The following is a 25,029-nucleotide window of genomic DNA, read 5'->3' on the forward strand; positions in this document are numbered from 1 at the left end:
CTCTTCATATACTGCTCCAGCCAGTGACAAATGCAGTGCCAGATATAACGACAACTATCAAAACACGACCACGTCATTCTGATTACCCTACAGGTTGTGCTGTTCAGAATGAACGTAGCTAAACGCTATGATTCAGGAGTACAACAATGAGTTCATTAAGTCAGGCGGCGACGGCGGCTGAAAAGCGCACCAATGCCCGCTACTGGATAGTGGTGATGCTGTTTATCGTCACCTCTTTTAACTATGGCGACCGGGCGACGCTGTCGATCGCCGGTTCGGAAATGGCCAAAGATATCGGCCTGGATCCGGTGGGGATGGGGTATGTCTTCTCCGCGTTCTCATGGGCTTATGTCATCGGCCAGATCCCGGGCGGCTGGCTGCTCGACCGCTTCGGTTCGAAGCGCGTCTATTTCTGGTCGATCTTCATCTGGTCGATGTTTACCCTGCTGCAGGGCTTCGTCGACATCTTCAGCGGCTTTGGCATTATCGTCGCGCTGTTTACCCTGCGTTTCCTCGTTGGCCTGGCCGAATCGCCGTCGTTCCCGGGTAACAGCCGTATCGTGGCCGCCTGGTTCCCGGCGCAGGAGCGCGGCACGGCGGTGGCGATCTTCAACTCCGCTCAGTACTTTGCCACCGTTATCTTCGCGCCGATCATGGGCTGGCTGACGCATGAGGTGGGCTGGTCGCACGTCTTCTTCTTTATGGGCGGCCTGGGGATTGTGATTAGCTTTGTCTGGCTGAAAGTGATCCACGATCCGAACAACCATCCGGGAGTAAACAAGAAGGAACTGGAATATATCGCCGAAGGCGGCGCCCTGATCAACATGGATCAAAAGAGCAGCGCGCAGAAGGTGCCGTTCAGCGTCAAAATGGGCCAAATCAAGCAGCTGATCGGATCGCGGATGATGATCGGCATCTATATCGGTCAGTACTGCATTAACGCCCTGACCTATTTCTTTATTACCTGGTTCCCGGTTTACCTGGTGCAGGCGCGCGGCATGTCGATCCTCAAAGCGGGGTTTGTCGCCTCCGTTCCGGCGGTGTGCGGGTTCGTCGGCGGGGTGCTGGGCGGGGTGATCTCTGACTGGTTAATGCGCCGCACCGGCTCGCTGAACATTGCCCGCAAAACGCCGATAGTACTGGGGATGCTGCTCTCTATGACCATGCTGATGTGTAACTATGTCAACGTGGAGTGGATGGTGATTGGCTTTATGGCGATGGCCTTCTTCGGCAAAGGGATCGGCGCGCTTGGCTGGGCGGTGATGGCGGATACCGCGCCGAAAGAGATTAGCGGTCTTTCCGGCGGCCTGTTCAACATGTTCGGCAATATCTCCGGTATCGTCACCCCGATCGCTATCGGCTATATCGTCGGCACCACCGGCTCGTTCAACGGGGCGCTGGTTTACGTCGGCATCCATGCCCTGGTGGCAGTGCTGAGCTACCTGGTGCTGGTGGGCGACATCAAACGTATTGAACTGAAACCTGTAGCGGGACGTTAATCATGACTACCCAATCCAGCCCGATTATTACAGAGATGAAGGTCATTCCGGTGGCCGGACACGACAGCATGCTGCTGAACATCGGTGGGGCGCATAACGCCTGGTTTACCCGCAATATCGTGGTGTTGACCGATAACGCCGGCAACACCGGCGTGGGCGAAGCCCCTGGCGGTGAGGTTATCTACCAGACGCTGCTGGCGGCGATCCCGCAGGTGGTAGGTCAGGAGGTCGCCAGGCTGAATCGCGTGGTGCAGCAGGTACACAAAGGCAATCAGGCGGCGGATTTCGACACCTTTGGCAAAGGGGCGTGGACCTTTGAACTGAAAGTCAACGCGGTAGCGGCGCTGGAGGCCGCGTTGCTCGATCTGCTCGGCAAAGTGCTCAATGTGCCGGTCTGCGAGCTGCTGGGGCCGGGCAAGCAGCGTGATGCCGTCACCGTGCTGGGCTACCTGTTCTATATCGGCGATCGGCAGAAAACCGACCTTGGTTATCTGGACCATACGCCGGGCGATCACGAATGGTATCGCCTGCGCCACCAGCAGGCGTTGAGCAGCGAAGCGGTGGTGCGCCTGGCGGAAGCCGCTCAGGATCGCTACGGTTTCAAAGACTTTAAGCTGAAGGGCGGCGTGCTGCCCGGCGAGCAGGAAATTGACACCGCCCGGGCGCTGAAAAAGCGCTTTCCGGACGCGCGCATCACCGTCGATCCTAACGGCGCCTGGCTGCTGGATGAGGCGATCGCCCTGTGCAAAGGGCTGCAGGATGTTCTGACCTACGCCGAAGATCCGTGCGGCGCCGAGCAGGGTTTTTCCGGCCGGGAGGTGATGGCCGAGTTCCGCCGCGCCACCGGGCTACCGGTCGCCACCAATATGATCGCCACTAACTGGCGCGAGATGGGTCATGCGGTGATGCTCAACGCCGTCGATATTCCCCTGGCGGACCCGCACTTCTGGACGCTCTCCGGCGCGGTACGAGTGGCGCAGCTGTGCGACGAATGGGGGCTGACCTGGGGCTGCCATTCCAACAACCATTTTGATATTTCCCTTGCGATGTTTACCCACGTCGGCGCCGCGGCGCCGGGTCAGCCCACCGCCATCGACACCCACTGGATCTGGCAGGAAGGCGAGGCGCGCCTGACCAAAAATCCGCTGCAGATTATTAACGGCAAGATTGCCGTGCCAGACGCGCCGGGACTCGGCGTGGAACTTGACTGGGAGCAGGTGCGCAAAGCCCATGAGGCCTATAAAGCGCTGCCGGGCGGCGCACGCAACGACGCGGGCCCGATGCAGTACCTGATCCCCGGCTGGACATTCGACCGCAAACGTCCCGTTTTCGGCCGCCACTAATTACAAAAGGATGATGCTATGACGACTTTCTCTTCCACGCCCGTTGTCACCACCATGCAGGTGATCCCGGTTGCCGGCCATGACAGTATGCTGATGAATCTGAGCGGGGCCCACGCTCCGTACTTCACCCGCAATATCGTGATTATCAAAGATAACGCCGGCCATACCGGCGTCGGTGAAATTCCGGGGGGCGAAAAAATTCGCCAGACTCTGGAGGATGCCATTCCGCTGGTGGTGGGCAAAACGCTGGGCGAGTATAAAAACGTGCTCGGTGCGGTGCGCAATCAGTTCGCCGACCGTGACGCCGGCGGCCGCGGCCTGCAGACCTTTGACCTGCGCACCACCATCCACGTGGTGACTGGAATCGAAGCGGCGCTGCTGGACCTGCTGGGCCAGCACCTTGGGGTCAACGTCGCCTCGCTGCTCGGCGATGGACAACAGCGCAGCGAAGTTGAAATGCTGGGCTACCTGTTCTTTATCGGTAACCGCCACGCCACGCCGCTGGCCTATCAGAGCCAGCCGGATGAACAATGCGAGTGGTATCGCCTGCGCCATGAAGAGGCGATGACGCCGGATGCGGTGGTCCGCCTCGCGGAAGCGGCGTATGAAAAATATGGCTTCAACGACTTTAAGCTGAAGGGCGGCGTGCTGGCCGGTTTTGAAGAAGCCGAAGCGATCGGCGCCCTGGCGAAGCGCTTCCCGAATGCCCGCGTGACCCTCGATCCGAACGGCGCCTGGCTGCTTGAAGAAGCCATTCAGATTGGCAAGCAGCTGAAGGGAGTACTGGCCTATGCGGAGGATCCGTGCGGCGCTGAGCAGGGCTTCTCCGGCCGCGAAGTGATGGCGGAGTTCCGTCGCGCGACGGGCCTGCCGACCGCCACCAATATGATCGCCACCGACTGGCGGCAGATGGGCCATACGCTCTCCCTGCAGTCGGTGGATATCCCGCTGGCGGACCCGCACTTCTGGACCATGCAGGGATCGGTTCGCGTGGCGCAGATGTGCCATGAGTTTGGCCTGACCTGGGGTTCGCACTCCAATAACCACTTCGACGTGTCGCTGGCGATGTTCACCCACGTTGCGGCTGCGGCGCCGGGCAAGATCACCGCTATCGATACCCACTGGATCTGGCAGGAGGGCAATCAGCGTCTGACCAAACAACCGTTTGAAATTAAAGGCGGAATGGTGCAGGTGCCGAGCACGCCGGGTCTGGGGGTTGAGCTGGATATGGACCGCGTAATGCAGGCAAATGAGCTATATAAGAAACATGGCCTTGGCGCCCGCGATGATGCGATGGCGATGCAGTACCTGATCCCGGGCTGGACCTTTGACAACAAGCGTCCATGCATGGTGCGCTAAAAGGCCGCCGGCCTCTGCGGGGGCCGGCATTGCGCGATAGCCACAAGGGTTAGCTCAGAGTAAGGACTGCAGATGAAAATAGTGATCGCACCGGATTCCTGGAAGGAGAGCCTGAGCGCGCTGGAAGTAGCCAGTGCGATAGAGCAAGGCTTTCGCGAGATTTATCCTGACGCGGAATATGTCAGGCTGCCGGTTGCCGACGGCGGGGAAGGGACGGTGGAAGCCATGGTGGCGGCGACCGGCGGGCATCAGGTTCCGCTGACGGTGACCGGGCCGCTGGGGGAGCCGGTAGAGGCATTTTATGGGCTGTCCGGCGATCGCCAGTGCGCCTTTATCGAAATGGCGGCGGCCAGCGGGCTGGAAAGCGTTCCCCCGGCGCAGCGTAACCCGCTGCTGACCACCTCCTGGGGCACCGGGGAGCTCATACGCCATGCGCTGGACGCTGGTGTGCGGCAGATCATTATTGGCATTGGCGGCAGCGCGACCAATGACGGCGGCGCCGGCATGGCGCAGGCGCTGGGGGCGAAACTGCTGACCGCCGACGGTCAGCAGATCGCGCCAGGGGGCGGTGCGCTGGAGACGCTGGCGCGCATCGATCTTAGCGAGCTGGATCCACGGCTGGCAGATTGTCGGATTGAAGTGGCCTGCGACGTTACCAACCCGTTGACCGGCCCGCAGGGCGCCAGCGCGGTATTCGGCCCGCAAAAAGGGGCGACGGCGCAGATGATTGACCTGCTTGACGGCGGCCTGCGGCACTATGCCCGGATCATCGCCCGTGATTTAGATTGCGACGTGCTGAGCCTGGAAGGCGGCGGCGCGGCGGGCGGGATGGGCGCGGCGCTGTATGCGTTTTGCGGCGCTCAGCTGCGCCCGGGCATTGAGATTGTCACCGATGCGCTGCAGCTGGCGGAGCGGGTGGCGGATGCTGATTTAGTGATCACCGGCGAAGGGCGTATCGACAGTCAGACTATCCACGGTAAGGTGCCGGTGGGGGTGGCCCGGGTGGCGAAGCGATTTAACGTACCGGTGATCGGGATTGCCGGCAGCCTGACCGCCGATGTCGGCGTCGTGCATCAGCACGGGCTGGATGCGGTATTCAGCGTGTTGTACACCATCTGCACTCTGGATGAAGCGCTGGCCAATGCCGCCGCCAATCTGCGGATGACGGCGCGAAACGTCGCCGCGGTTTTGCAGATGGGCGGTAAGCTGTAATTGAGGGATCCCGGCTGGCGCAGTGGTATTTGTAGCCCGGATAAGGTGCGTAGCACCGCGATCCGGGAACCATCCCCGGTGGCGCTTACGCTTACCGGGGCTACCAACCGAATACCGGACCGTAGGGCGTAGCCCGGATGAGGCGCATAGCGCCGCTATCCGGGGTTTACACCCCCATCCGGCACGCTTCGCGCGCCACATTGTCCATCTCATCTAACAGCTCAAGCAGCTCCGGCTCCAGATCCTCGGCGGCGGTGCCTGCGCGCAGCTGGCTCTCCAGGGTGTGGCACAGCTTTTTCAGCCGCGGCACGCCGCTGTAGCTGCAGCTGCCATGCAGTTTGTGGATCAGATCCACCAGCCCTTCCGGCTGCTCGCCAACCAGTTGCTCTTCCACTTTGTTACGTACCTCCGGCATAAAAGCGATCAGCATCTGCAGCATCTCCCTCGCCAGATCTGGCTTCATCGCCGCCTGGCGCAGCGCCAGCTGCCAGTCGAGCGTCTGGTTATGGTCGATGACCGGCTCTGTGGGCGGTATCGCCGCCGGGGCGATACTGTGTACTCCGGGCTGATAGCGCAGCAGCAGGGCGTGCAGTTTCTCTTCTTCGATCGGCTTCGCCAGATAGTCGTTCATGCCGGCGCTCAGGAGCTTCTCGCGCTGGCCCTCCAGGGCGTGCGCGGTGACGGCGATAACCGGCGTTAGCTGGTGATGCGGCAGATGATGGATAAGCTCACAAGCGCGGATGCCGTCCATATCCGGCATCTGAATATCCATCAGGATCAGATCCATCTGCAGTTGCTTGGCCTTGTCCACCGCCTGCTGGCCGCTGTCGCAGAGGATCACCTGCTGCACAAGGTCATCCAGCAGGGCGCCAATGAGCTTCAGGTTTGCCGGGTTGTCGTCGACGGCCATCACGGTCATCGGCAGCTTATGGCTGTCGGCCTGCGTCAACGGCGCGGAGGCTGTCGCATGATTGGTGGCCACCAGCGCTGGCAGTAAACGGGTAGTGGTGAGCGGTTTCAACAGGCAGGCGGCGACGCCATCGCGTTTCAGGGCTTCGGCGCTAACCTGGGCATGACACGGCAGAGCCAGCAGTACGTTGTCTGACATCGCGCAGGCTTTGGCCAATTTTTCCCGGTGCGGTGACAAATCGCGCATTGAGACCGGGATACCGACCAGCAGAATGTCGTACTGGGCTTCCGCCAGCGAGGAGAAGGTGGGGCTGTAGATCACCTCCAGCGGCGTGGCGGCCAGCATCTCCAGCGTGCACTGCGCCGCCGTTGCGTTGGCTTCCACATAAGCCAGACGCTTGCCCGCCAGCCCGTCGGTATTCAGCATATCCGGGATGGCGTTCGGGTTGAGATCGAGGTTGATATGGAACCAGAAGGTGGAGCCGCGGTTCGGCTGACTGTGAAACGAGATATCGCCGCCCATCTCCTTGACCAGACGCTGGGTGATCACCAGCCCGAGCCCGGTGCCGCCGTGGCGGCGTGAAATACTGGCATCGGCCTGACGGAAGGCCTGGAACAGCCGGGACTGATCGCGCTCGGGGATGCCGATGCCGGTATCGTGGATCTGAATTTCGATCTGCACCCGCGAATTACTGATGGCCCGCTGCTCCACCAGCACGTCGATATTACCGTGCTCGGTAAATTTGATGGCGTTGCCCACGAGGTTGGTCACAATCTGCTGCAGACGCAGCGGGTCGCCGATGACGTTATCCGGCACGTTGTTCTTAATGTTCAGCGTCAGCTCCAGCCCCTTATCATGCGCGGAATGCGCCAGCAGGGTGACCACCTCATCAAGCGAGGTGCGCAGCAGGAACGGAATACTCTCCAGGATGAGTTTCCCCGCCTCCAGCTTGGAAAAGTCGAGCACGTCGTTGATGATCGCCAGCAGATTATTGGCCGAGCGTTCGATGGTGGTCAGGTGGTCGCGCTGCGTGGCGTTGAGATCGGTTTTCAGCGTCAGGCGGGTAAAGCCGATCACCCCATTGAGCGGGGTGCGCAGTTCGTGGGACATATTGGCCAGGAATTCAGACTTAATGCGCGCCGCCTCCTGGGCGCGCTTTTTCGCCAGGTCCAGTTCGACGTTCTGAATCTCCATCTGCTCAAGGGTTTCCCGCAGATCGGAGGTGGCCTGGTCGACGTTGTGCTGCATCTCCTCATGGTACGCCGCCAGCGACATGGCCATCGAGTTGATGCCGTTTTTCAGCATATCCAGCTCGCCGAGCATAAAGCCCTCGACCCGACTGTCCAGCTGCCCACGGCGGATGCGGTCGACGGTATTGACCATATTGCGGATAGGGCCGGTGACGTCGCGCATCAGGCGCCAGCCGAAGATCAGCGCAATGCCGATGCAGAACAGCATCATCACGCTGGAGATGAAAATCTCTTTGTACTGCTGCAGGCGGACCGATTTCAGATCCAGCTCCAGCGCGACGTAGCCCAGCATATTGCCCGGCATTTTGGCATCGGATTCGGGGGATTCATCCGGCGAATAACTTTCCGAGACGATCGGCGTGCGCAGGATCATCATGTCGCCGTCGCGGATGACGCTGAGACGACGGGGAAACGCCTCGCCTTTTGGGATCTGCAGGTCGCTGGGGTTGAGCTGGTAATTGGAGGTGACAAACAGGCGGTTATGCGAATCGTATACCGAGATGGCCCGCACGATCTCCGAGTGGCGACGATGCAGAACGCTGATCAACTGGCCGATGGATTCGCGGTTTTGCAGATTCATGCCATATTCGCTGGAGACCGCCAGCGGCTCAATAATGCTGGTGCCGGCGTCCTCCAGCTGACGTTGCAGGTCGTTATAACGGTGAGCGACAAAGAAAACACTGAGCAACAGCCCTATCAGGACGGTTGGCGCCAGAATCAGAATCATCATGCGAGCACGCAGGCTGTAGTTGGTCATGCGGTTCCATTATGGGAGAATATAGACATCATCGTTCGGTGCGCGTCGGTGCGCTTCGCGGCGCTGCCGCTCTGAACGAGCTCGTTTTATTTGATTGAGACAACTCTCTACGATGGCGCAATTCTACTCTGCAAAACGGCGTGTGACGACGCGCCAGATCATAACCGTTACAGTCAACGACCTCGATCCCTTTGGCCAGGGCGTGGCCCGCCACCAGGGGAAAGCGCTGTTCGTCGGCGGCGTGCTGCCGCAGGAGCAGGCTGAGGTGGTGCTGGTGGAAGACAAAAAGCAGTACGCCCGCGCCCAGGTAAAACGCCGTCTGACCCACAGCCCGCAGCGCCAGGCGCCTCGCTGTCCCCATTTTGGCGTTTGCGGCGGTTGCCAACAGCAGCATGCCAGCATCACGCTTCAGCAGCAAAGTAAACGCGCCGCGCTGGCGCGCCTGATGAAACGCGAGGTGGATGAGATCATCGCCGGCGAGCCGTGGGGCTATCGCCGTCGTGCGCGCTTAAGCTTGAATTATCAGCCAAAGACCCAACAATTGCAGATGGGTTTTCGTCAGGCCAGCGACAAAGCGATCGTCGATGTGGTGCAGTGCCCTGTTTTGGTGCCCCAACTTGAGGCGCTGCTGCCCGCCGTGCGCGAGTGCTTAAGCGCGCTGAGCGCATTACGCTGCCTTGGCCACGTCGAGCTGGTGCTGGCGGACAACGGCCCACTAATGGTACTGCGCCATACCGCTGCGCTACCGGCCGCTGACAGGGAAAAACTGGAACGTTTTTCGCAAACTCACGGTCTTTCCCTGTACCTCGCGCCGCAAAGCGAGATACTGGAACATATTCACGGCGAAGCGCCATGGTATACCTCAGACGGACTACGCTTAGTGTTCAGTCCGCGGGATTTTATCCAGGTCAACGACGGCGTGAATCAGCAGATGGTGCGTACCGCGCTGGCTTGGCTGGATCTGCAGCCCGAAGACCGGGTGCTGGATCTGTTCTGCGGGATGGGCAATTTTACCCTGCCGCTGGCGACTCGCGCCGCCCACGTGGTCGGGGTGGAAGGGGTGCCGGCGCTGGTGGAGAAGGGGCGGGAAAATGCCGCCCTCAATGGTTTACCTAATGTCACCTTCTTCCATGAAAATCTGGAAGAGGATGTCACCCGCCAGGCCTGGGCGAAGCACGGCTTTGATAAAGTGCTGCTGGACCCGGCCCGCGCCGGCGCGCCGGGCGTGATGCCGCATATTATAAAACTGGCGCCGCGGCGGGTGGTGTATGTTTCCTGCAACCCGGCGACGCTGGCGCGAGACAGCGAAACCCTGTTGCAGGCTGGATATCAGATTCAACGCCTGGCGATGCTGGATATGTTCCCGCATACCGGTCATCTGGAATCAATGGTGTTGTTTGAGCGCAGGCTTACATAAGGTCATTCACAACGTCGCAGAAGAGCCGCCCCGGCCATCAATGCTGACGCGACCTGCAGGATGACATGTAGAAAGTTGAGGCTTGCCGACTTCGGCAGGCCGGTCCCTTAAGGAGAGGACAATGGTTGCGGTAAGAAGTGCACATCTTAATAAAGCTGGTGAATTTGACCCGAAGAAATGGATCGCGAGTCTGGGGATTTCCAGCCAGCAGTCGTGTGAGCGCTTAGCCGAAACCTGGGATTATTGTCGCGAAAAAACGCAAGGACACCCGCTGGCGGACCTGCTGCTGTGGCGGGGCGTCGAAATGGTGGAGATCCTCTCCACCCTAAGTATGGATATCGATACCCTGCGCGCGGCGCTGCTGTTCCCGCTGGCCGACAGCGAAGTCGTCAGCGAAGCGGTCATGCAGGAGAGCGTGGGTAAATCGGTCGTGACCCTGATTCACGGGGTACGGGACATGGCCGCCATCCGTCAGCTGAAAGCTACTCATACCGACTCAGTATCTTCCGAGCAGGTGGATAACATTCGCCGCATGCTGCTGGCGATGGTGGACGATTTCCGCTGCGTGGTTATCAAGCTTGCCGAACGTATCGCGCATCTGCGCGAGGTCAAGGACGCGCCGGAAGATGAGCGCGTGCTGGCGGCGAAAGAGTGCACCAATATCTATGCTCCCCTGGCGAACCGCTTAGGTATCGGCCAGCTGAAGTGGGAGCTGGAAGATTACTGCTTCCGCTACCTGCACCCGGCAGAGTACAAGCGTATTGCCAAACTGCTCCACGAACGCCGTATCGACCGTGAGCATTATATCGACGAGTTCGTCGGCCACCTGCGGGCAGAAATGAAAGCCGAAGGGGTCAAGGCCGAGGTCTATGGTCGGCCGAAGCATATCTACAGCATCTGGCGCAAAATGCAGAAAAAACACCTCGCCTTTGACGAGCTGTTTGACGTTCGCGCGGTGCGCATCGTGGCCGAGCGGTTGCAGGATTGTTATGCCGCGCTGGGGATCGTTCATACTCACTACCGTCATCTGCCGGATGAATTCGATGATTACGTGGCCAACCCGAAACCCAACGGCTACCAGTCTATCCACACCGTGGTGCTGGGGCCGAGCGGCAAGACGGTGGAGATTCAAATCCGCACCCGGCAGATGCATGAAGACGCCGAGCTGGGCGTGGCCGCGCACTGGAAGTACAAAGAGGGCGCGGGAGCGGGTACCAGTGGCGGTCGCGGCTATGAGGACCGTATCGCCTGGCTGCGCAAGCTGATTGCCTGGCAGGAAGAGATGGCCGACTCCGGCGAAATGCTCGACGAAGTGCGCAGCCAGGTCTTTGACGACCGGGTGTATGTCTTTACGCCGAAAGGCGACGTGGTGGACCTGCCGGCGGGGTCGACGCCGCTCGATTTTGCCTACCATATCCACAGCGACGTCGGTCATCGCTGCATCGGCGCTAAAATCGGCGGCCGCATCGTGCCGTTTACCTATCAGCTGCAGATGGGCGATCAGATCGAAATTATTACCCAGAAGCAGCCGAACCCGAGCCGCGACTGGCTCAACCCTAACCTCGGCTACGTTACCACCAGCCGCGGACGCTCCAAAATTCACGCCTGGTTCCGTAAGCAGGATCGCGACAAAAACATTCTTGCCGGCCGGCAGATCCTTGACGACGAGCTGGAGCATCTGGGCATCAGCCTGAAGGATGCGGAAAAGCACCTGCTGCCGCGCTACAATTTCAATGAGCTCGATGAACTGCTGGCGGCCATCGGCGGCGGCGATATCCGCCTCAACCAGATGGTCAACTTCCTGCAGGCGCAGTTCAATAAACCGAGCGCCGCCGAGCAGGATGCGGCAGCGCTGAAGCAGCTGCAGCAGAAAACCTATGCTCCGCAGAACCGCACCAAGGATAATGGCCGGGTGGTGGTGGAAGGGGTTGGCAATCTGATGCACCATATTGCCCGCTGCTGCCAGCCGATCCCGGGCGATGAGATCGTCGGCTTTATCACTCAAGGGCGCGGGATTTCCGTGCATCGTGCCGACTGCGATCAGCTCGCTGAACTGCAGTCGCATGCCCCGGAGCGCATCGTCGATGCGGTATGGGGCGAAAGCTACTCGGCGGGATATTCGCTGGTGGTCAGGGTGGAGGCGAACGATCGCAGCGGGTTACTGCGCGATATCACCACCATCCTCGCCAATGAGAAGGTGAACGTGCTGGGCGTTGCCAGCCGCAGCGATACCCGTCAGCAGCTGGCCACCATCGATATGACCATCGAGATTTACAACCTGCAGGTGCTGGGCCGGGTGCTCGGTAAGCTGAACCAGGTGCCCGATGTGATCGACGCGCGTCGTCTGCACGGCGGTTAATTCGTCTCCAGGCCGGATAAGGCGAAGCCGCCATCCGGCAATTTCGCAACGTCGGATAAGGTCGAAAGGCCTTATCCGGCCGACTTTTTTTTGAATTTCCAGGATTGTCACATGACTCAGATTGACCGCTTGCTCGGCATTATGCGCCGCCTGCGCGACCCGGAAAACGGCTGCCCGTGGGATAAAGAGCAGACCTTTGCCACCATCGCCCCCTATACCCTCGAAGAAACCTATGAAGTGCTGGACGCTATTTCGCGAGAGGATTTTGACGACCTGCGCGGTGAGCTGGGCGATCTGCTGTTCCAGGTGGTGTTCTATGCGCAGATGGCGCAGGAAGAGGGACGTTTTAACTTTGACGATATCTGCGCCGCCATCAGCGACAAGCTGGAGCGCCGCCATCCCCATATCTTCGCTGATGCCACCGCGGGAAACAGCAGCGAAGTCCTGGCCCGCTGGGAGCAGATCAAAAGCGCGGAGCGGGCGGAAAAAGCCCAGCACTCGGCGCTGGACGACATTCCGCATAGCCTGCCGGCGCTGATGCGCGCGCATAAAATCCAGCGTCGCTGCTCGGCGGTCGGTTTTGACTGGACCTCGCTGGGCCCGGTGCTCGACAAAGTGCATGAAGAAATTGATGAAGTGATGCATGAAGCGCAGCAGGCGGTGGTGGATGAAGCGAAACTGGAAGAGGAAGTGGGCGATCTGCTGTTCGCCACGGTGAATTTATCCCGCCATTTAGGGGTCAAAGCCGAGGTGGCGCTGCAAAAAGCGAACCGCAAATTCGAGCGGCGCTTTCGCGAAGTCGAGCGCATTGTCGCCGCCCGCGGCCTGGAAATGACCGGCGTCGACCTCGATACCATGGAAGAAGTATGGCAACAGGTAAAACGCCAGGAAACTGATCTCTAACGAGTTTTCGTGATCAAGCGCGATTTGTGTGATTTTATAAATAACAAGCGCTTGATTTACGTCAAAAACATTTCGCCAAAAGCGTCTATTTTCTCTTTCCGTTATGTCGTTGAAACACCATGTAGCCTGCCTCTTCGAGTTGTTCGGGTCGCAACACAGGTGCAACTTGAAGAACGAAGGGGAGGGGAAGAATGAAAGTTTGTGGCGTCACGCATGTTCGGGTATACTACTTTCCCGTCCTGGTTATTCCATCGTTTTACCCTAACTTCTCAGGTTCAGCATGACAACGAACTATATTTTTGTGACCGGCGGGGTCGTATCCTCTCTGGGTAAAGGCATTGCCGCAGCCTCCCTGGCAGCCATTCTTGAAGCCCGTGGTCTCAACGTGACCATCATGAAACTGGATCCGTATATCAACGTCGATCCGGGCACCATGAGCCCAATCCAGCATGGGGAAGTGTTCGTTACTGAAGACGGCGCAGAAACCGATCTGGACCTGGGCCACTACGAGCGTTTCATCCGCACCAAGATGACTCGTCGCAACAACTTCACCACCGGTCGAATCTACTCCGACGTGCTGCGTAAAGAGCGCCGTGGCGACTATCTGGGCGCAACCGTACAGGTTATTCCGCACATCACCAACGCCATTAAAGAGCGCGTACTGGCTGGCGGCGAAGGCCATGACGTGGTGCTGGTGGAAATCGGCGGTACCGTAGGCGATATCGAATCCCTGCCGTTCCTCGAAGCTATTCGTCAGATGGCGGTAGAGATCGGCCGCGAGCATACCCTGTTTATGCACCTGACTTTAGTGCCGTACATGGCCGCCGCCGGTGAAGTCAAAACCAAACCGACTCAGCACTCCGTGAAAGAGCTGCTCTCCATCGGTATTCAGCCTGACATCCTGATTTGCCGCTCCGATCGCGCGGTTCCGGCCAACGAACGGGCGAAAATTGCTTTGTTCTGTAACGTTCCGGAAAAGGCTGTTATTTCTCTGAAAGACGTCGATTCCATTTATAAAATTCCAGGCCTGTTGAAATCTCAGGGGCTGGACGATTATATTTGTAAACGATTCAGCTTAACTTGTCCGGAAGCAAACCTGGCCGAATGGGAACAGGTAATCTATGAAGAAGCCAATCCGGCAGGCGAAGTCACCATCGGCATGGTCGGTAAGTACATTGAACTGCCGGACGCCTACAAGTCGGTGATTGAAGCGCTGAAACACGGTGGTCTGAAAAACCGCGTTACCGTCAACATCAAGCTGATCGATTCGCAGGATGTGGAAACGCGCGGCGTCGAAATCCTCAAGGATTTAGATGCTATCCTTATCCCGGGCGGCTTCGGCTACCGCGGTGTGGAAGGTAAGATCGCCACCGCGCGCTATGCGCGTGAGAACAATATTCCTTATCTGGGCATTTGCCTGGGTATGCAGGTTGCGCTGATTGAATTCGCGCGCAACGTAGCGGGTATGGAAAACGCCAACTCGACGGAATTTGTGCCAGACTGTAAATACCCGGTTGTGGCCCTGATTACCGAATGGCGTGACGAAGATGGCAACGTTGAAGTCCGCTCTGAGAAGAGCGATCTGGGCGGCACCATGCGCCTGGGCGCGCAGCAGTGCCAGCTGGATGAGGATTCTCTGGTACGCCAGCTGTACGGCGAGCCGACCATCACCGAGCGCCATCGTCACCGCTACGAAGTCAACAACATGTTGTTGAAACCGATTGAAGCTGCCGGTCTGCGCGTTGCGGGCCGTTCCGGGGATGATCAGTTGGTCGAGATCATCGAAGTGCCGAACCATCCGTGGTTTGTGGCCTGCCAGTTCCACCCGGAGTTTACTTCGACGCCGCGTGATGGACACCCGCTGTTTGCCGGCTTTGTGAAAGCCGCCAGCGAGTACCAGAAACGCCAGGCGAAGTAAAAAGAGTTAGAACGGCAATGCACCCATCCGGGTGCATTGTTTGTCTGGAGTTTTAGTTTAACTTGTACTGAGGAAAACCTAATGTCCAAAATCGTTAAAGTCATCGGTCGTGAAATCATCGACTCCCGTGGTAACCCGACTGTTGAAGCCGAAGTACACCTGGAAGGTGGTTTCGTCGGTATGGCAGCTGCTCCGTCAGGTGCTTCTACTGGTTCCCGCGAAGCGCTGGAACTGCGCGATGGCGACAAATCCCGTTTCCTGGGTAAAGGCGTAACCAAAGCTGTTGCTGCGGTAAACGGCCCGATCGCTCAGGCAATCCTGGGCAAAGATGCCAAAGATCAGGCTGGCATCGACAAGATCATGATCGACCTGGACGGTACTGAAAACAAATCTAACTTCGGTGCGAACGCAATCCTGGCCGTTTCTCTGGCGAACGCCAAAGCAGCTGCTGCCTCCAAAGGCCTGCCGCTGTACGCGCACATCGCTGAACTGAACGGCACTCCGGGCAAATACTCCATGCCGGTTCCGATGATGAACATCATCAACGGCGGTGAGCACGCTGACAACAACGTCGACATCCAGGAATTCATGATTCAGCCGGTTGGCGCGCCGACCCTGAAAGAAGCAGTACGCATGGGTTCTGAAGTGTTCCATCACCTGGCGAAAGTGCTGAAGTCCAAAGGCATGAACACTGCCGTTGGTGACGAAGGCGGCTACGCGCCGAACCTGGGTTCCAACGCCGAAGCGCTGGCTGTTATCGCTGAAGCGGTTAAAGCAGCAGGCTACGAGCTGGGCAAAGACATCACCCTGGCGATGGACTGCGCAGCGTCTGAATTCTACAAAGACGGTAAATACGTTCTGGCCGGCGAAGGCAACAAAGCGTTCACCTCTGAAGAGTTCACTCACTTCCTGGAAGAGCTGACCAAACAGTACCCGATCGTCTCCATCGAAGATGGCCTGGACGAATCTGACTGGGAAGGTTTCGCTTACCAGACCAAAGTACTGGGCGACAAAATCCAGCTGGTTGGTGACGACCTGTTCGTAACCAACACCAAGATCCTGAAAGAAGGCATCGAAAAAGGCATCGCTAACTCCATCCTGATCAAATTCAACCAGATCGGTTCTCTGACCGAAACTCTGGCTGCTATCAAGATGGCGAAAGACGCTGGCTACACCGCTGTCATCTCTCACCGTTCTGGCGAAACTGAAGACGCGACCATCGCCGACCTGGCTGTGGGTACCGCTGCAGGCCAGATCAAAACCGGTTCTATGAGCCGTTCTGACCGCGTTGCTAAATACAACCAGCTGATTCGTATCGAAGAAGCGCTGGGTGAGCAAGCGCCGTTCAATGGTCGTAAAGAGATCAAAGGCCAGGCTTAATCCTGTCCTGATGAAATAACCATGCCAGCCTTCGGGCTGGCATTTTTTTTATACCTGCGGCCATTATTTAAAGTCGACGGCCATTTGCTGAGGAATCGAAAGCCCGCGGGTGGTTTCCACGCAGCGGTCGATGTAATCGGTAAAGCGCGGCGGTTTTGGCATCCCCATGCTCAGCAGCTTGTCGTTGCTAAAGCGCACGTTCAGCGTGGCGAACGCGCCATATAAGCGCATCGCTTTCAGCATCAGTCGCTCATTGCACGGCCCAAAAATTCCTTTCAGTTCGCGACGCATTTTGACCAGCGTTTCATAACTCACCTGGGCGTACTTATCTCCCACCGGCGCCTGCTCCAGCGCCAGGGCCATCGCCCGGTCGATGTCGGCAAACTTCACGCTGTTCTCCTCACCGGCAGAGATATGCACTACCTCGCCATGGGCCAGCGGCTGGTTAAGCAGCATCAGCAGGGCGTCGGCGCAGTAGTCCACCGGGATAACATCGATCCGGTCCTCCATCGCGCACATAAATTTCTGCAGCATCAGCCCCATGCTGAACACCCAGAAAATACTGCTGGAAGGCCGGCAGCCGTGATGAGTATGGCCCACCACAATAGAAGGGCGGGCAATGACCAGCGGTAGCGTAGGGCAGTGCTGCTGCATCAGTTGCTCGATGGCCGATTTCGAGTGGGTATATTCCACCAGATGCTCGGCGCGCTGCCGAAACTCCGCGCTCTCGGCGACCAGCGAATCCGGCTCCGGTGAGCAGGACATTGCGGTGCCGACGTGGAGAAAACGCTGCAGACCCGCCACCTGCGCCATCCGTTGCGCCAGACGCAGCGTACCCGTAACGTTAACCTTCCAGATGAGCGGGTTGCTGCCAAACGAGGCGACAGCGGCGCAGTTGAGAACATGGGTGACTTGCTCAAGCCGCGGATCGTTAAGAAAATGCTCCGGAGAGGCGAGATCGCCCAGCAGGATCTGCTGCGGTCGCAGCATCGCCAGTTTCTCCTCGGCGATGTTGAACTTACGCATGTTTTCCTTGACCCGTTCCAGGCCTGCTTCGGGGCTGTTGGCACGCACCAGTAGCAGCAGATCTAATTGGCTATCCTGATGGAGTATTTTCTCTAACGCCGCGCCGCCCAGAAAACCGGTGACGCCGGTAATGAATAATGTGGTCATAAACGCTATCTCATTATGGTTGGTCTGCGGGATTCTAGGAGGGCCAAAGTAAACGACGATTAAATAAAAAATGGCGGGCAGCAGGACTTTATTAAGAGGGGCTTAAGCTTATTTTCGGCGGCGGATTGGATTCGACTCTCAGACCAGGTAAATAATTCACTCTTTCATGTATCAATTTGTACATGCATGTATTTAAACATGTTTTTTATTTTTCCGCTGACGTTTTTTATGTTCTGGTATATAACACGAAAAACATCTTCTGTTACATCTTTCTTCGCTGCAGTACGCTCCGCTGTTTATTTAAATCCTTACCACACTAATGAAATAAACGAAAACAGATGCATACTTTTAATTAACAATGAATAACGTCCAGGGTGAGAAAGCGACCCCGTGAGGGAAAAACGATCGCAGCGCAGGACAAGACCTGGACAGTGAAATCTGCGATAATAAGCGTTTATCACCCTAAACAGAGATGACTATGCAGTACCCGATTAACGAGATGTTCCAGACCCTGCAAGGCGAGGGTTACTTCACCGGCGTGCCTGCCATTTTTATTCGTCTGCAGGGATGCCCGGTAGGATGCGCGTGGTGTGACACCAAGCATACCTGGGACAAACTGACCGATCGGGAAGTGTCGTTGTTCAGTATCCTGGCGAAAACCAAAGAGAGCGATAAGTGGGGGCCGGCAAGCAGTGAAGATCTGCTGGCGATTATCGGTCGTCAGGGGTGGACTGCCCGCCACGTGGTCATTACCGGCGGTGAGCCCTGCATTCACGACTTAACGCCGTTAACCTCGCTTCTGGAACAAAACGGCTTTAGCTGTCAGATTGAAACCAGCGGCACCCATGAAGTGCTTTGCAGCCACAACACCTGGGTGACGGTTTCCCCGAAGGTCAACATGCGCGGCGGGTATGACGTGCTGTCTCAGGCCCTGCAGCGGGCGGATGAGATCAAGCATCCGGTAGGGCGCGTCCGCGACATCGAAGCGCTGGACGAACTGCTGGAAACGCTGAGCGATGACAAACCGCGGATCATCGCCCTGCAGCCGATCAGTCAGAAAGAAGACGCGACGCGCTTGTGTATCGACACCTGCATCGCCCGTAACTGGCGCCTGTCCATGCAGACGCATAAATATCTGAATATCGCCTGATAAAAAAGCCCGGTAGCATACTGACCGGGCTTTTTTTCGCTTACTCGCCGCGATAGACGCAGCCGGCGGTGCAGGTCTCTTTCACCATCACGGCGCTCAGCAGCGGCACCCGCGGTTTCATCTCATCCCAGATCCATTTGGCCAGCACTTCGCTGGTAGGGTTTTCCAGACCGGGGATATCGTTCAGATAATAGTGGTCCAGGCGATCGTAGGTCGGCTTGAAGGCGGCCTTCAGCTCGGCGAAATCCATGATCCACCCGGTATGGGGATCGACTTCACCGGTTATCTCCAGACGCACCATAAAGGAGTGGCCATGCAGGCGACCGCATTTGTGTCCTTCCGGGACGTGCGGCAGGTGGTGGGCGGCTTCGAAGGTGAAATCTTTAAACAGCGTGGTGGACATCATTGACTCTCAACAGGACGAAAAAAACCGCCGTAGGGTACCGGAAAGTACATTTTTTCGCATTAACTAAAACGGCCCTGAACAGAAAATCGACACATTTATCTGGGTTAAGTCCATAAAGTTTCGATATTTCAGATGGTTATTTAATCGATTTTGTTGTTAATAACTACAACTAAAACCGGTTAGTCCATTTGGTTATTTATTATTTCCATCCCTTCTTTAATTGTTACTATGCCCGCCGTTAACCTTCTATTCTCTTCTGTTTTTGTCGCGCTGACAGGGTGCGAATAACAGCTTTGCTTACTGGAACAAACGACGCATGACGACACAGGCCCCACCTTCCAACTTGCTGCCGCTCAACCCGGAGCAACTGGCGCGCCTTCAGGCGGCCACCACTGACTTCACGCCCACTCAGCTCGCCTGGGTGTCTGGCTATTTCTGGGGCGTGCTGAATCAGCACTCTGGCGCAGCGGCAGCCGCTCCCGCCCCGGCCGCCGAGGTCCCGACGATCACGCTGATTTCCGCCTCGCAAACCGGCAACGCTCGCCGCGTCGCCGAAGCGCTGCGTGACGATCTGCTGGCGGCGAAGCTGAACGTGAAGCTGGTGAATGCAGGTGATTATAAATTCAAACAAATTGCTGCTGAAAAACTGCTGGTGGTCGTGACCTCCACCCAGGGGGAAGGTGAGCCGCCGGAAGAAGCGGTCGCATTGCATAAGTTTCTGTTCTCTAAAAAAGCGCCGAAGCTGGACGGAACCGCATTCGCCGTCTTTGGCCTCGGCGATACCTCTTATGAATTCTTCTGCCAGTCCGGCAAAGATTTCGACAGCAAGCTGGCCGAACTTGGCGCGGAACGCCTGCTCGATCGCGTCGACGCCGACGTTGAATATCAGGCTGCGGCCGCTGAATGGCGCGCGCGCGTCGTTGAGGTGCTGAAGGCCCGTGCGCCGGTCGCCGCGCCCGCTCAGCTGGCCGCCAGCGGCGCAGTGAACGACATACATACCAGCCCATACACCAAAGAGGCTCCGCTGACGGCGACCCTGTCGGTCAACCAGAAAATCACCGGCCGCGATTCAGAAAAAGATGTACGCCATATCGAAATTGACCTCGGTGATTCCGGTCTGCGCTATCAGCCGGGCGACGCGCTGGGCGTCTGGTATCAAAACGATCCTCAGCTGGTGAAAGAGCTGGTGGAGCTGCTGTGGCTGAAAGGCGACGAGCCGGTAACCGTCGAGGGCAAAACCCTGCCGCTGGCGGAAGCCCTGCAGTGGCATTTTGAGCTGACGGTCAACACCGCCGCTATCGTTGAGAACTACGCCACCCTGACCCGCAGCGAATCGCTGCTGCCGCTGGTGGGCGATAAAGCTCAGCTGCAGCAGTATGCCGCCGCGACGCCGATCGTCGATATGGTCCGTTTCTCCCCGGCGCAGCTGGACGCTGAGGCGTTAATCGGTCTGCTACGCCCGCTGACGCCGCGTCTGTACTCCATTGCCTCCTCGCAGGCGGAAGTGGAGAGCGAAGTGCATGTCACCGTGGGCGTGGTGCGCTATGACATTGAAGGCCGCGCCCGGGCTGGCGGCGCCTCCAGCTTCCTCGCCGACCGCGTGGAAGAGGATGGCGAAGTCCGCGTCTTTATCGAGCACAATGACAACTTCCGTCTGCCGGCTAACCCGGAGACGCCGGTGATCATGATTGGCCCGGGCACCGGTATTGCGCCGTTCCGCGCCTTCATGCAGCAGCGCGCAGCGGACGGGGCGCCAGGTAAGAACTGGCTGTTCTTCGGCAACCCGCACTTCACTGAAGATTTCCTCTATCAGGTGGAGTGGCAGAGCTATGTAAAAGAGGGGCTGCTGACCCGTATCGATCTGGCCTGGTCCCGCGATCAACAACAAAAAATCTATGTGCAGGACAAACTGCGTGAGCAGGGGGCCGAGCTGTGGCGCTGGATCAATGATGGCGCCCACATTTATGTCTGCGGCGACGCCAATCGTATGGCGAAAGACGTGGAACAGACTTTACTGGAAGTGATTGCCGAATACGGCGCGATGGACGCCGAAGCGGCGGACGAATTTTTAAGTGAGCTGCGCGTTGAGCGCCGTTATCAGCGAGATGTCTACTAATGAGCGAAAAACATCCGGGGCCTTTAGTGGTCGAAGGTAAACTGACCGATGCCGAGCGTATGAAGCTCGAGAGCAACTACCTGCGCGGCACCATTGCGGAAGATTTAAACGACGGTCTGACCGGCGGTTTTAAAGGCGATAACTTCCTGCTGATCCGTTTCCACGGTATGTACCAGCAGGACGATCGCGATATCCGCGCGGAACGCGCCGCTCAGAAGCTGGAGCCGCGCCATGCAATGCTCCTGCGCTGCCGTCTGCCGGGCGGAGTGATCACCACCACCCAGTGGAAGGCGATCGATAAGTTTGCCGCCGAGAACACCATTTACGGCAGTATTCGCCTGACCAACCGGCAGACTTTCCAGTTCCACGGCATTCTGAAAAAGAACGTCAAGCCGGTGCATCAGATGCTGCACTCGGTGGGGCTGGACGCGCTGGCCACCGCCAACGATATGAACCGTAACGTGCTGTGCACCTCCAACCCGTACGAGTCGCAGCTGCACGCCGAGGCCTACGAGTGGGCGAAAAAGATCTCCGAGCATCTGCTGCCGCGCACCCGCGCCTATGCCGAAATCTGGCTGGATCAGAAAAAGGTCGCCACCACTGACGAAGAGCCGATCCTCGGTCAGACCTATCTGCCGCGTAAGTTTAAAACCACGGTGGTGATCCCGCCGCAGAACGATATCGATCTGCACGCCAACGACATGAACTTCGTAGCGATCGCCGAAAACGGCAAGCTGGTGGGCTTTAACCTGTTGGTGGGCGGCGGTCTGTCTATCGAACACGGTAACAAAAAAACCTACGCCCGCACGGCGAGCGAATTCGGTTATCTGCCGCTGGAGCATACTCTGGCGGTGGCGGAAGCGGTCGTGACCACCCAGCGCGACTGGGGTAACCGTACCGACCGTAAGAATGCGAAAACCAAGTACACCCTTGAGCGCGTTGGCGTCGAAACCTTCAAGGCGGAAGTGGAGCGCCGGGCAGGTATTAAGTTTGAGCCGATCCGCCCGTACGAATTCACCGGCCGCGGCGACCGCATCGGCTGGGTGAAGGGGATTGATGATAAATGGCACCTGACGCTGTTTATTGAAAACGGCCGCATTCTGGATTATCCGGGGCGCCCGCTGAAAACCGGTCTGCTGGAGATTGCTAAGATCCATCAAGGTGAATTCCGCATCACCGCCAACCAGAACCTGATCGTCGCCAGCGTACCGGAAGATCAGAAGGCGCGGATCGAGAAGCTGGCGCGGGATCATGGCCTGATGAATGCCGTCACCCCGCAGCGCGAAAACTCGATGGCCTGCGTCTCCTTCCCGACCTGCCCGCTGGCGATGGCGGAAGCCGAGCGTTTCCTGCCGTCGTTTATCGACAAGGTGGAAGGGGTGATGAGCAAGCACGGCGTGAGCGATGAGCATATCGTCACCCGCGTCACCGGCTGCCCGAACGGCTGCGGTCGCGCGATGCTGGCGGAAGTGGGGCTGGTGGGGAAAGCGCCAGGTCGCTATAACCTGCACATCGGCGGTAACCGCAGCGGCACCCGCATCCCGCGGATGTACCGGGAGAACATTACCGAGTCGGAAATTCTCGACTCGCTAGACCAACTGGTAGGGCGCTGGGCGAAAGAGCGCGAAGCGGGTGAAGGCTTCGGCGACTTTACGGTGCGTGCGGGCATCATTCGCCCGGTGCTCGATCCAGCCCGCGATTTCTGGGAGTAACATCCTGGTGCCCGGTGGCGCGTAGCGATCCGGGCCTGTAAAACCCGTAGGCCGGGCAAACGCAGTGCCGCCCGGCAAAACAGGCAAACGAGGTTCTTATGTCCGTACTCGATCTAAACGCGCTTAATGCATTGCCGAAAGTGGAACGCATTCTGGCACTCGCGGAAACCAACGCCCAGCTGGAAAAGCTCGACGCCGAAGGGCGTGTGGCCTGGGCGCTGGAAAACCTGCCGGGAGACTATGTGCTGTCGTCAAGCTTTGGCATTCAGGCGGCGGTGAGTTTGCACCTGGTGAACCAGATCCGCCCGGACATTCCGGTGATCCTTACCGATACCGGTTACCTGTTCCCGGAAACCTACCAGTTTATTGATGAGCTGACGGACAAACTCAAGCTGAACCTGAAGGTCTACCGCGCGGCTGAAAGCGCGGCCTGGCAGGAGGCGCGCTACGGCAAGCTGTGGGAGCAGGGCGTTGAGGGCATTGAGAAATACAATGAGATCAACAAGGTTGAACCGATGAACCGGGCGCTGAAAGAGCTCAACGCGCAGACGTGGTTTGCCGGTCTGCGCCGCGAGCAGTCGGGCAGCCGGGCTACGCTTCCGGTGCTGGCGGTCCAGCGCGGGGTGTTCAAGGTGTTGCCGATTATCGACTGGGATAACCGGACGGTGTATCAGTACCTGCAAAAGCACGGGCTGAAATACCATCCGCTGTGGGATCAGGGCTATCTGTCGGTAGGCGATACCCACACCACCCGCAAATGGGAGCCGGGCATGGCAGAAGAAGAGACCCGGTTCTTCGGGCTTAAACGCGAGTGCGGATTGCACGAGGGTTAATAGCGCCTCCTGAGGGAAAGGTGTGCAAGAGAACACGCGGGTGATGCCGCGTGTTCATTTGCAGCCGTCAGCTTTTCTTCTCCACCTTCGCCAGCTCTTTCACCAGCGGCAGCATCACTTTCACGACATCGCGCCCGCGATGCTCGATCCGTCCCGGCAGCGCGTGGTCGATATACTGCTGATTATCCAGCTGCACATCATGCCAGCTGATGCCCTGCGGGAAGCTGCGCGATTTGCTCCGCTGCTGATAGCCATCTTTCTTGCCTAATGACCAGTTGGTCGCTTCCACCGACAGCACCGGGATCCCCGCGTTGTCGAAGACGCTGGCGTCATTACAGCAGCTGGTGCCTTTTGGGTAAGCCGGATTGAGTCCCGGATTGGTGTAGGCGGCAATGCCTTTGCTGCGGGCGATAGCCAACGCGCGATCGCGGGTCAGCTTGCGTACCGAGGCCGGCGTGCGGCGGCCGCTGTTGAAGTAAAGCTTATCGCCCACCACCAGGTTATCGAGATTGATCACCAGCAGGGTATTTTTCTTTTCCGCCTCGCTCATCCGCTGCAGCAGGTTTTGCGCGCCGAGACGACCTTCCTCTTCGCCGCTGGTGGCGATAAAGCGAATGCCATAGCGGGTGGGGACGTTCTTTAAATGCTCCGCCAGCTCCAGCATCACCCCGAGCCCCATCGCGTTGTCGTCAATTCCCTGCAGCGTCAGGCCGCCGAGGTTGTTTTCGACGTCTTTATCGCTCTGCGGCGCGTAGGTATCAAGGTGGGCCATGATGATGATTTGCTGGCGAGACTGGCCTTCATGGGCGGCGATCACCGTACTGCCGGTGGCGTTATGCCAGTTTTTACGCTGGTTGCTGTCGGTATAGATGTAGCGGGTATTGAAGCTCCGCACGTCGCTCTGATAGCCCATCCGGGCGAACTGCTGGCGCAGATAGTCAGCTGAGAGCATTTCCGGGGGCGTTCCGGTCATGCGTCCCGGGAAGACGGTGGCGATATGGCGAGCCTGACTACTGGCGGTGTCGCCCAGCGCGCAGAAGGCGGGGGCGGCGGCGAAAACAAAACCGGTGCCGAGCGCCAGCGGAAGCAGACGGCGGCACAACGCGGAAAACATAAGGGGTCCTTACACGAACGAGACAATTTGACGCGTACAGTATGAAACTGTGACCGCGGTTAAACAATTTCAATTGCTCTTAAATAGCGGAAAAATAGCGTGTTAAGCACTTTTTGATATTTGGATTTCCATCGCGTTATTCCTTTGCGTCACAACTCATTCCATTTCGTAATTTCATTTGCTCTAAGGCGCACCCTATAGTCGCAGTATCGCTGATT

17 protein-coding genes are annotated in these 25,029 nt (G+C 58.1%); 13 read left to right on the forward strand and 4 right to left on the reverse strand.

The features are described 5' to 3' along the window. Positions 1-146 precede the first annotated feature (146 nt). The 4 genes from GT756_RS14280 (at position 147) to GT756_RS14295 (ending at position 5,413) form a co-directional block, all read left to right on the forward strand. On the forward strand, positions 147-1,499 hold the full coding sequence (locus GT756_RS14280; protein WP_004205562.1) for an MFS transporter: 1,353 nt from the start codon (positions 147-149) through the stop codon (positions 1,497-1,499). Positions 1,500-1,501: 2 nt separating this feature from the next. Beyond that, complete coding sequence (locus GT756_RS14285) at positions 1,502-2,842, forward strand: enolase C-terminal domain-like protein (protein WP_023319020.1); 1,341 nt, start codon at positions 1,502-1,504, stop codon at positions 2,840-2,842. 18 nt (positions 2,843-2,860) lie between these two features. Then, positions 2,861-4,201, forward strand: coding sequence for a glucarate dehydratase (gudD, locus tag GT756_RS14290; protein ID WP_032456528.1), 1,341 nt, complete (start codon positions 2,861-2,863; stop codon positions 4,199-4,201). Between the two features lie 72 nt (positions 4,202-4,273). Further along, complete coding sequence (locus GT756_RS14295; protein WP_117131793.1) at positions 4,274-5,413, forward strand: glycerate kinase; 1,140 nt, start codon at positions 4,274-4,276, stop codon at positions 5,411-5,413. Positions 5,414-5,579: 166 nt separating this feature from the next. Here GT756_RS14295 and barA read toward each other — a convergent pair whose 3' ends face one another. Beyond that, positions 5,580-8,330 (reverse strand): two-component sensor histidine kinase BarA, encoded by a 2,751-nt coding sequence (gene barA / locus GT756_RS14300; RefSeq protein WP_023319018.1) that lies wholly within the window; start codon positions 8,328-8,330, stop codon positions 5,580-5,582. Between the two features lie 112 nt (positions 8,331-8,442). Here barA and rlmD point away from each other — a divergent pair, with 112 nt between their 5' ends. From rlmD to eno, 5 genes are all read left to right on the forward strand, one after another. After that, a complete protein-coding gene (gene rlmD, locus GT756_RS14305) occupies positions 8,443-9,747 on the forward strand; it encodes a 23S rRNA (uracil(1939)-C(5))-methyltransferase RlmD (RefSeq protein WP_160124857.1) in 1,305 nt (434 codons plus the stop codon). A gap of 121 nt (positions 9,748-9,868) precedes the next feature. After that, entirely contained in the window at positions 9,869-12,106 is a 2,238-nt protein-coding gene (gene relA, locus GT756_RS14310) for a GTP diphosphokinase (RefSeq protein WP_004205575.1), read from the forward strand. Positions 12,107-12,217: 111 nt separating this feature from the next. Further along, complete coding sequence (gene mazG, locus GT756_RS14315) at positions 12,218-13,009, forward strand: nucleoside triphosphate pyrophosphohydrolase (protein ID WP_004205577.1); 792 nt, start codon at positions 12,218-12,220, stop codon at positions 13,007-13,009. Positions 13,010-13,289: 280 nt separating this feature from the next. Beyond that, a complete protein-coding gene (gene pyrG, locus GT756_RS14320; protein WP_004205579.1) occupies positions 13,290-14,927 on the forward strand; it encodes a glutamine hydrolyzing CTP synthase in 1,638 nt (545 codons plus the stop codon). Positions 14,928-15,008: 81 nt separating this feature from the next. Continuing rightward, the gene (gene eno / locus GT756_RS14325) at positions 15,009-16,307 is read left to right on the forward strand and encodes a phosphopyruvate hydratase (RefSeq protein WP_002915213.1); all 1,299 of its coding nucleotides are present in this window, start codon (positions 15,009-15,011) and stop codon (positions 16,305-16,307) included. Between the two features lie 63 nt (positions 16,308-16,370). Here the strand turns inward: eno and GT756_RS14330 are convergent, their stop codons facing one another. Then, positions 16,371-17,480: an SDR family oxidoreductase gene (locus GT756_RS14330; RefSeq protein ID WP_004205581.1), complete on the reverse strand. Its 1,110-nt coding sequence runs from the start codon at positions 17,478-17,480 to the stop codon at positions 16,371-16,373. Positions 17,481-17,958: 478 nt separating this feature from the next. Here GT756_RS14330 and queE point away from each other — a divergent pair, with 478 nt between their 5' ends. Then, complete coding sequence (gene queE, locus GT756_RS14335; RefSeq protein ID WP_049004707.1) at positions 17,959-18,630, forward strand: 7-carboxy-7-deazaguanine synthase QueE; 672 nt, start codon at positions 17,959-17,961, stop codon at positions 18,628-18,630. Positions 18,631-18,670: 40 nt separating this feature from the next. Here queE and queD read toward each other — a convergent pair whose 3' ends face one another. Then, positions 18,671-19,036, reverse strand: coding sequence for a 6-carboxytetrahydropterin synthase QueD (queD, locus tag GT756_RS14340; RefSeq protein ID WP_004174641.1), 366 nt, complete (start codon positions 19,034-19,036; stop codon positions 18,671-18,673). Positions 19,037-19,352: 316 nt separating this feature from the next. Between queD and cysJ the strand changes: the two genes are divergently transcribed. The 3 genes from cysJ (at position 19,353) to cysH (ending at position 23,697) form a co-directional block, all read left to right on the forward strand. Beyond that, positions 19,353-21,152 carry an NADPH-dependent assimilatory sulfite reductase flavoprotein subunit gene (gene cysJ, locus GT756_RS14345; protein ID WP_004205584.1) on the forward strand — a complete coding sequence of 600 codons (1,800 nt, stop codon included), beginning with the start codon at positions 19,353-19,355 and terminating at the stop codon, positions 21,150-21,152. Continuing rightward, positions 21,152-22,864: an assimilatory sulfite reductase (NADPH) hemoprotein subunit gene (gene cysI, locus GT756_RS14350; protein WP_004205585.1), complete on the forward strand. Its 1,713-nt coding sequence runs from the start codon at positions 21,152-21,154 to the stop codon at positions 22,862-22,864. Before cysJ ends, cysI begins: the two co-directional genes overlap by 1 nt. A 98-nt stretch (positions 22,865-22,962) precedes the next feature. Then, on the forward strand, positions 22,963-23,697 hold the full coding sequence (gene cysH, locus GT756_RS14355) for a phosphoadenosine phosphosulfate reductase (protein WP_004205586.1): 735 nt from the start codon (positions 22,963-22,965) through the stop codon (positions 23,695-23,697). 67 nt (positions 23,698-23,764) lie between these two features. Here the strand turns inward: cysH and GT756_RS14360 are convergent, their stop codons facing one another. Further along, on the reverse strand, positions 23,765-24,811 hold the full coding sequence (locus GT756_RS14360; protein ID WP_017899183.1) for an aminopeptidase: 1,047 nt from the start codon (positions 24,809-24,811) through the stop codon (positions 23,765-23,767). Between the last annotated feature and the right edge of the window lie 218 nt (positions 24,812-25,029).

Source organism: Klebsiella sp. Q2, from assembly GCF_009900705.1.
Classification (GTDB): domain Bacteria; phylum Pseudomonadota; class Gammaproteobacteria; order Enterobacterales; family Enterobacteriaceae; genus Klebsiella; species Klebsiella quasipneumoniae.

Coding starts and splice junctions, on each gene's coding strand:
- GT756_RS14280 (WP_004205562.1), top strand. CDS start 147: ATGAGTTCATTAAGTCAGGCGGCGACGGCGGCTGAAAAGCGCACCAAT.
- GT756_RS14285 (WP_023319020.1), top strand. CDS start 1,502: ATGACTACCCAATCCAGCCCGATTATTACAGAGATGAAGGTCATTCCG.
- gudD (WP_032456528.1), top strand. CDS start 2,861: ATGACGACTTTCTCTTCCACGCCCGTTGTCACCACCATGCAGGTGATC.
- GT756_RS14295 (WP_117131793.1), top strand. CDS start 4,274: ATGAAAATAGTGATCGCACCGGATTCCTGGAAGGAGAGCCTGAGCGCG.
- barA (WP_023319018.1), bottom strand. CDS start 8,330: ATGACCAACTACAGCCTGCGTGCTCGCATGATGATTCTGATTCTGGCG.
- rlmD (WP_160124857.1), top strand. CDS start 8,443: ATGGCGCAATTCTACTCTGCAAAACGGCGTGTGACGACGCGCCAGATC.
- relA (WP_004205575.1), top strand. CDS start 9,869: ATGGTTGCGGTAAGAAGTGCACATCTTAATAAAGCTGGTGAATTTGAC.
- mazG (WP_004205577.1), top strand. CDS start 12,218: ATGACTCAGATTGACCGCTTGCTCGGCATTATGCGCCGCCTGCGCGAC.
- pyrG (WP_004205579.1), top strand. CDS start 13,290: ATGACAACGAACTATATTTTTGTGACCGGCGGGGTCGTATCCTCTCTG.
- eno (WP_002915213.1), top strand. CDS start 15,009: ATGTCCAAAATCGTTAAAGTCATCGGTCGTGAAATCATCGACTCCCGT.
- GT756_RS14330 (WP_004205581.1), bottom strand. CDS start 17,480: ATGACCACATTATTCATTACCGGCGTCACCGGTTTTCTGGGCGGCGCG.
- queE (WP_049004707.1), top strand. CDS start 17,959: ATGCAGTACCCGATTAACGAGATGTTCCAGACCCTGCAAGGCGAGGGT.
- queD (WP_004174641.1), bottom strand. CDS start 19,036: ATGATGTCCACCACGCTGTTTAAAGATTTCACCTTCGAAGCCGCCCAC.
- cysJ (WP_004205584.1), top strand. CDS start 19,353: ATGACGACACAGGCCCCACCTTCCAACTTGCTGCCGCTCAACCCGGAG.
- cysI (WP_004205585.1), top strand. CDS start 21,152: ATGAGCGAAAAACATCCGGGGCCTTTAGTGGTCGAAGGTAAACTGACC.
- cysH (WP_004205586.1), top strand. CDS start 22,963: ATGTCCGTACTCGATCTAAACGCGCTTAATGCATTGCCGAAAGTGGAA.
- GT756_RS14360 (WP_017899183.1), bottom strand. CDS start 24,811: ATGTTTTCCGCGTTGTGCCGCCGTCTGCTTCCGCTGGCGCTCGGCACC.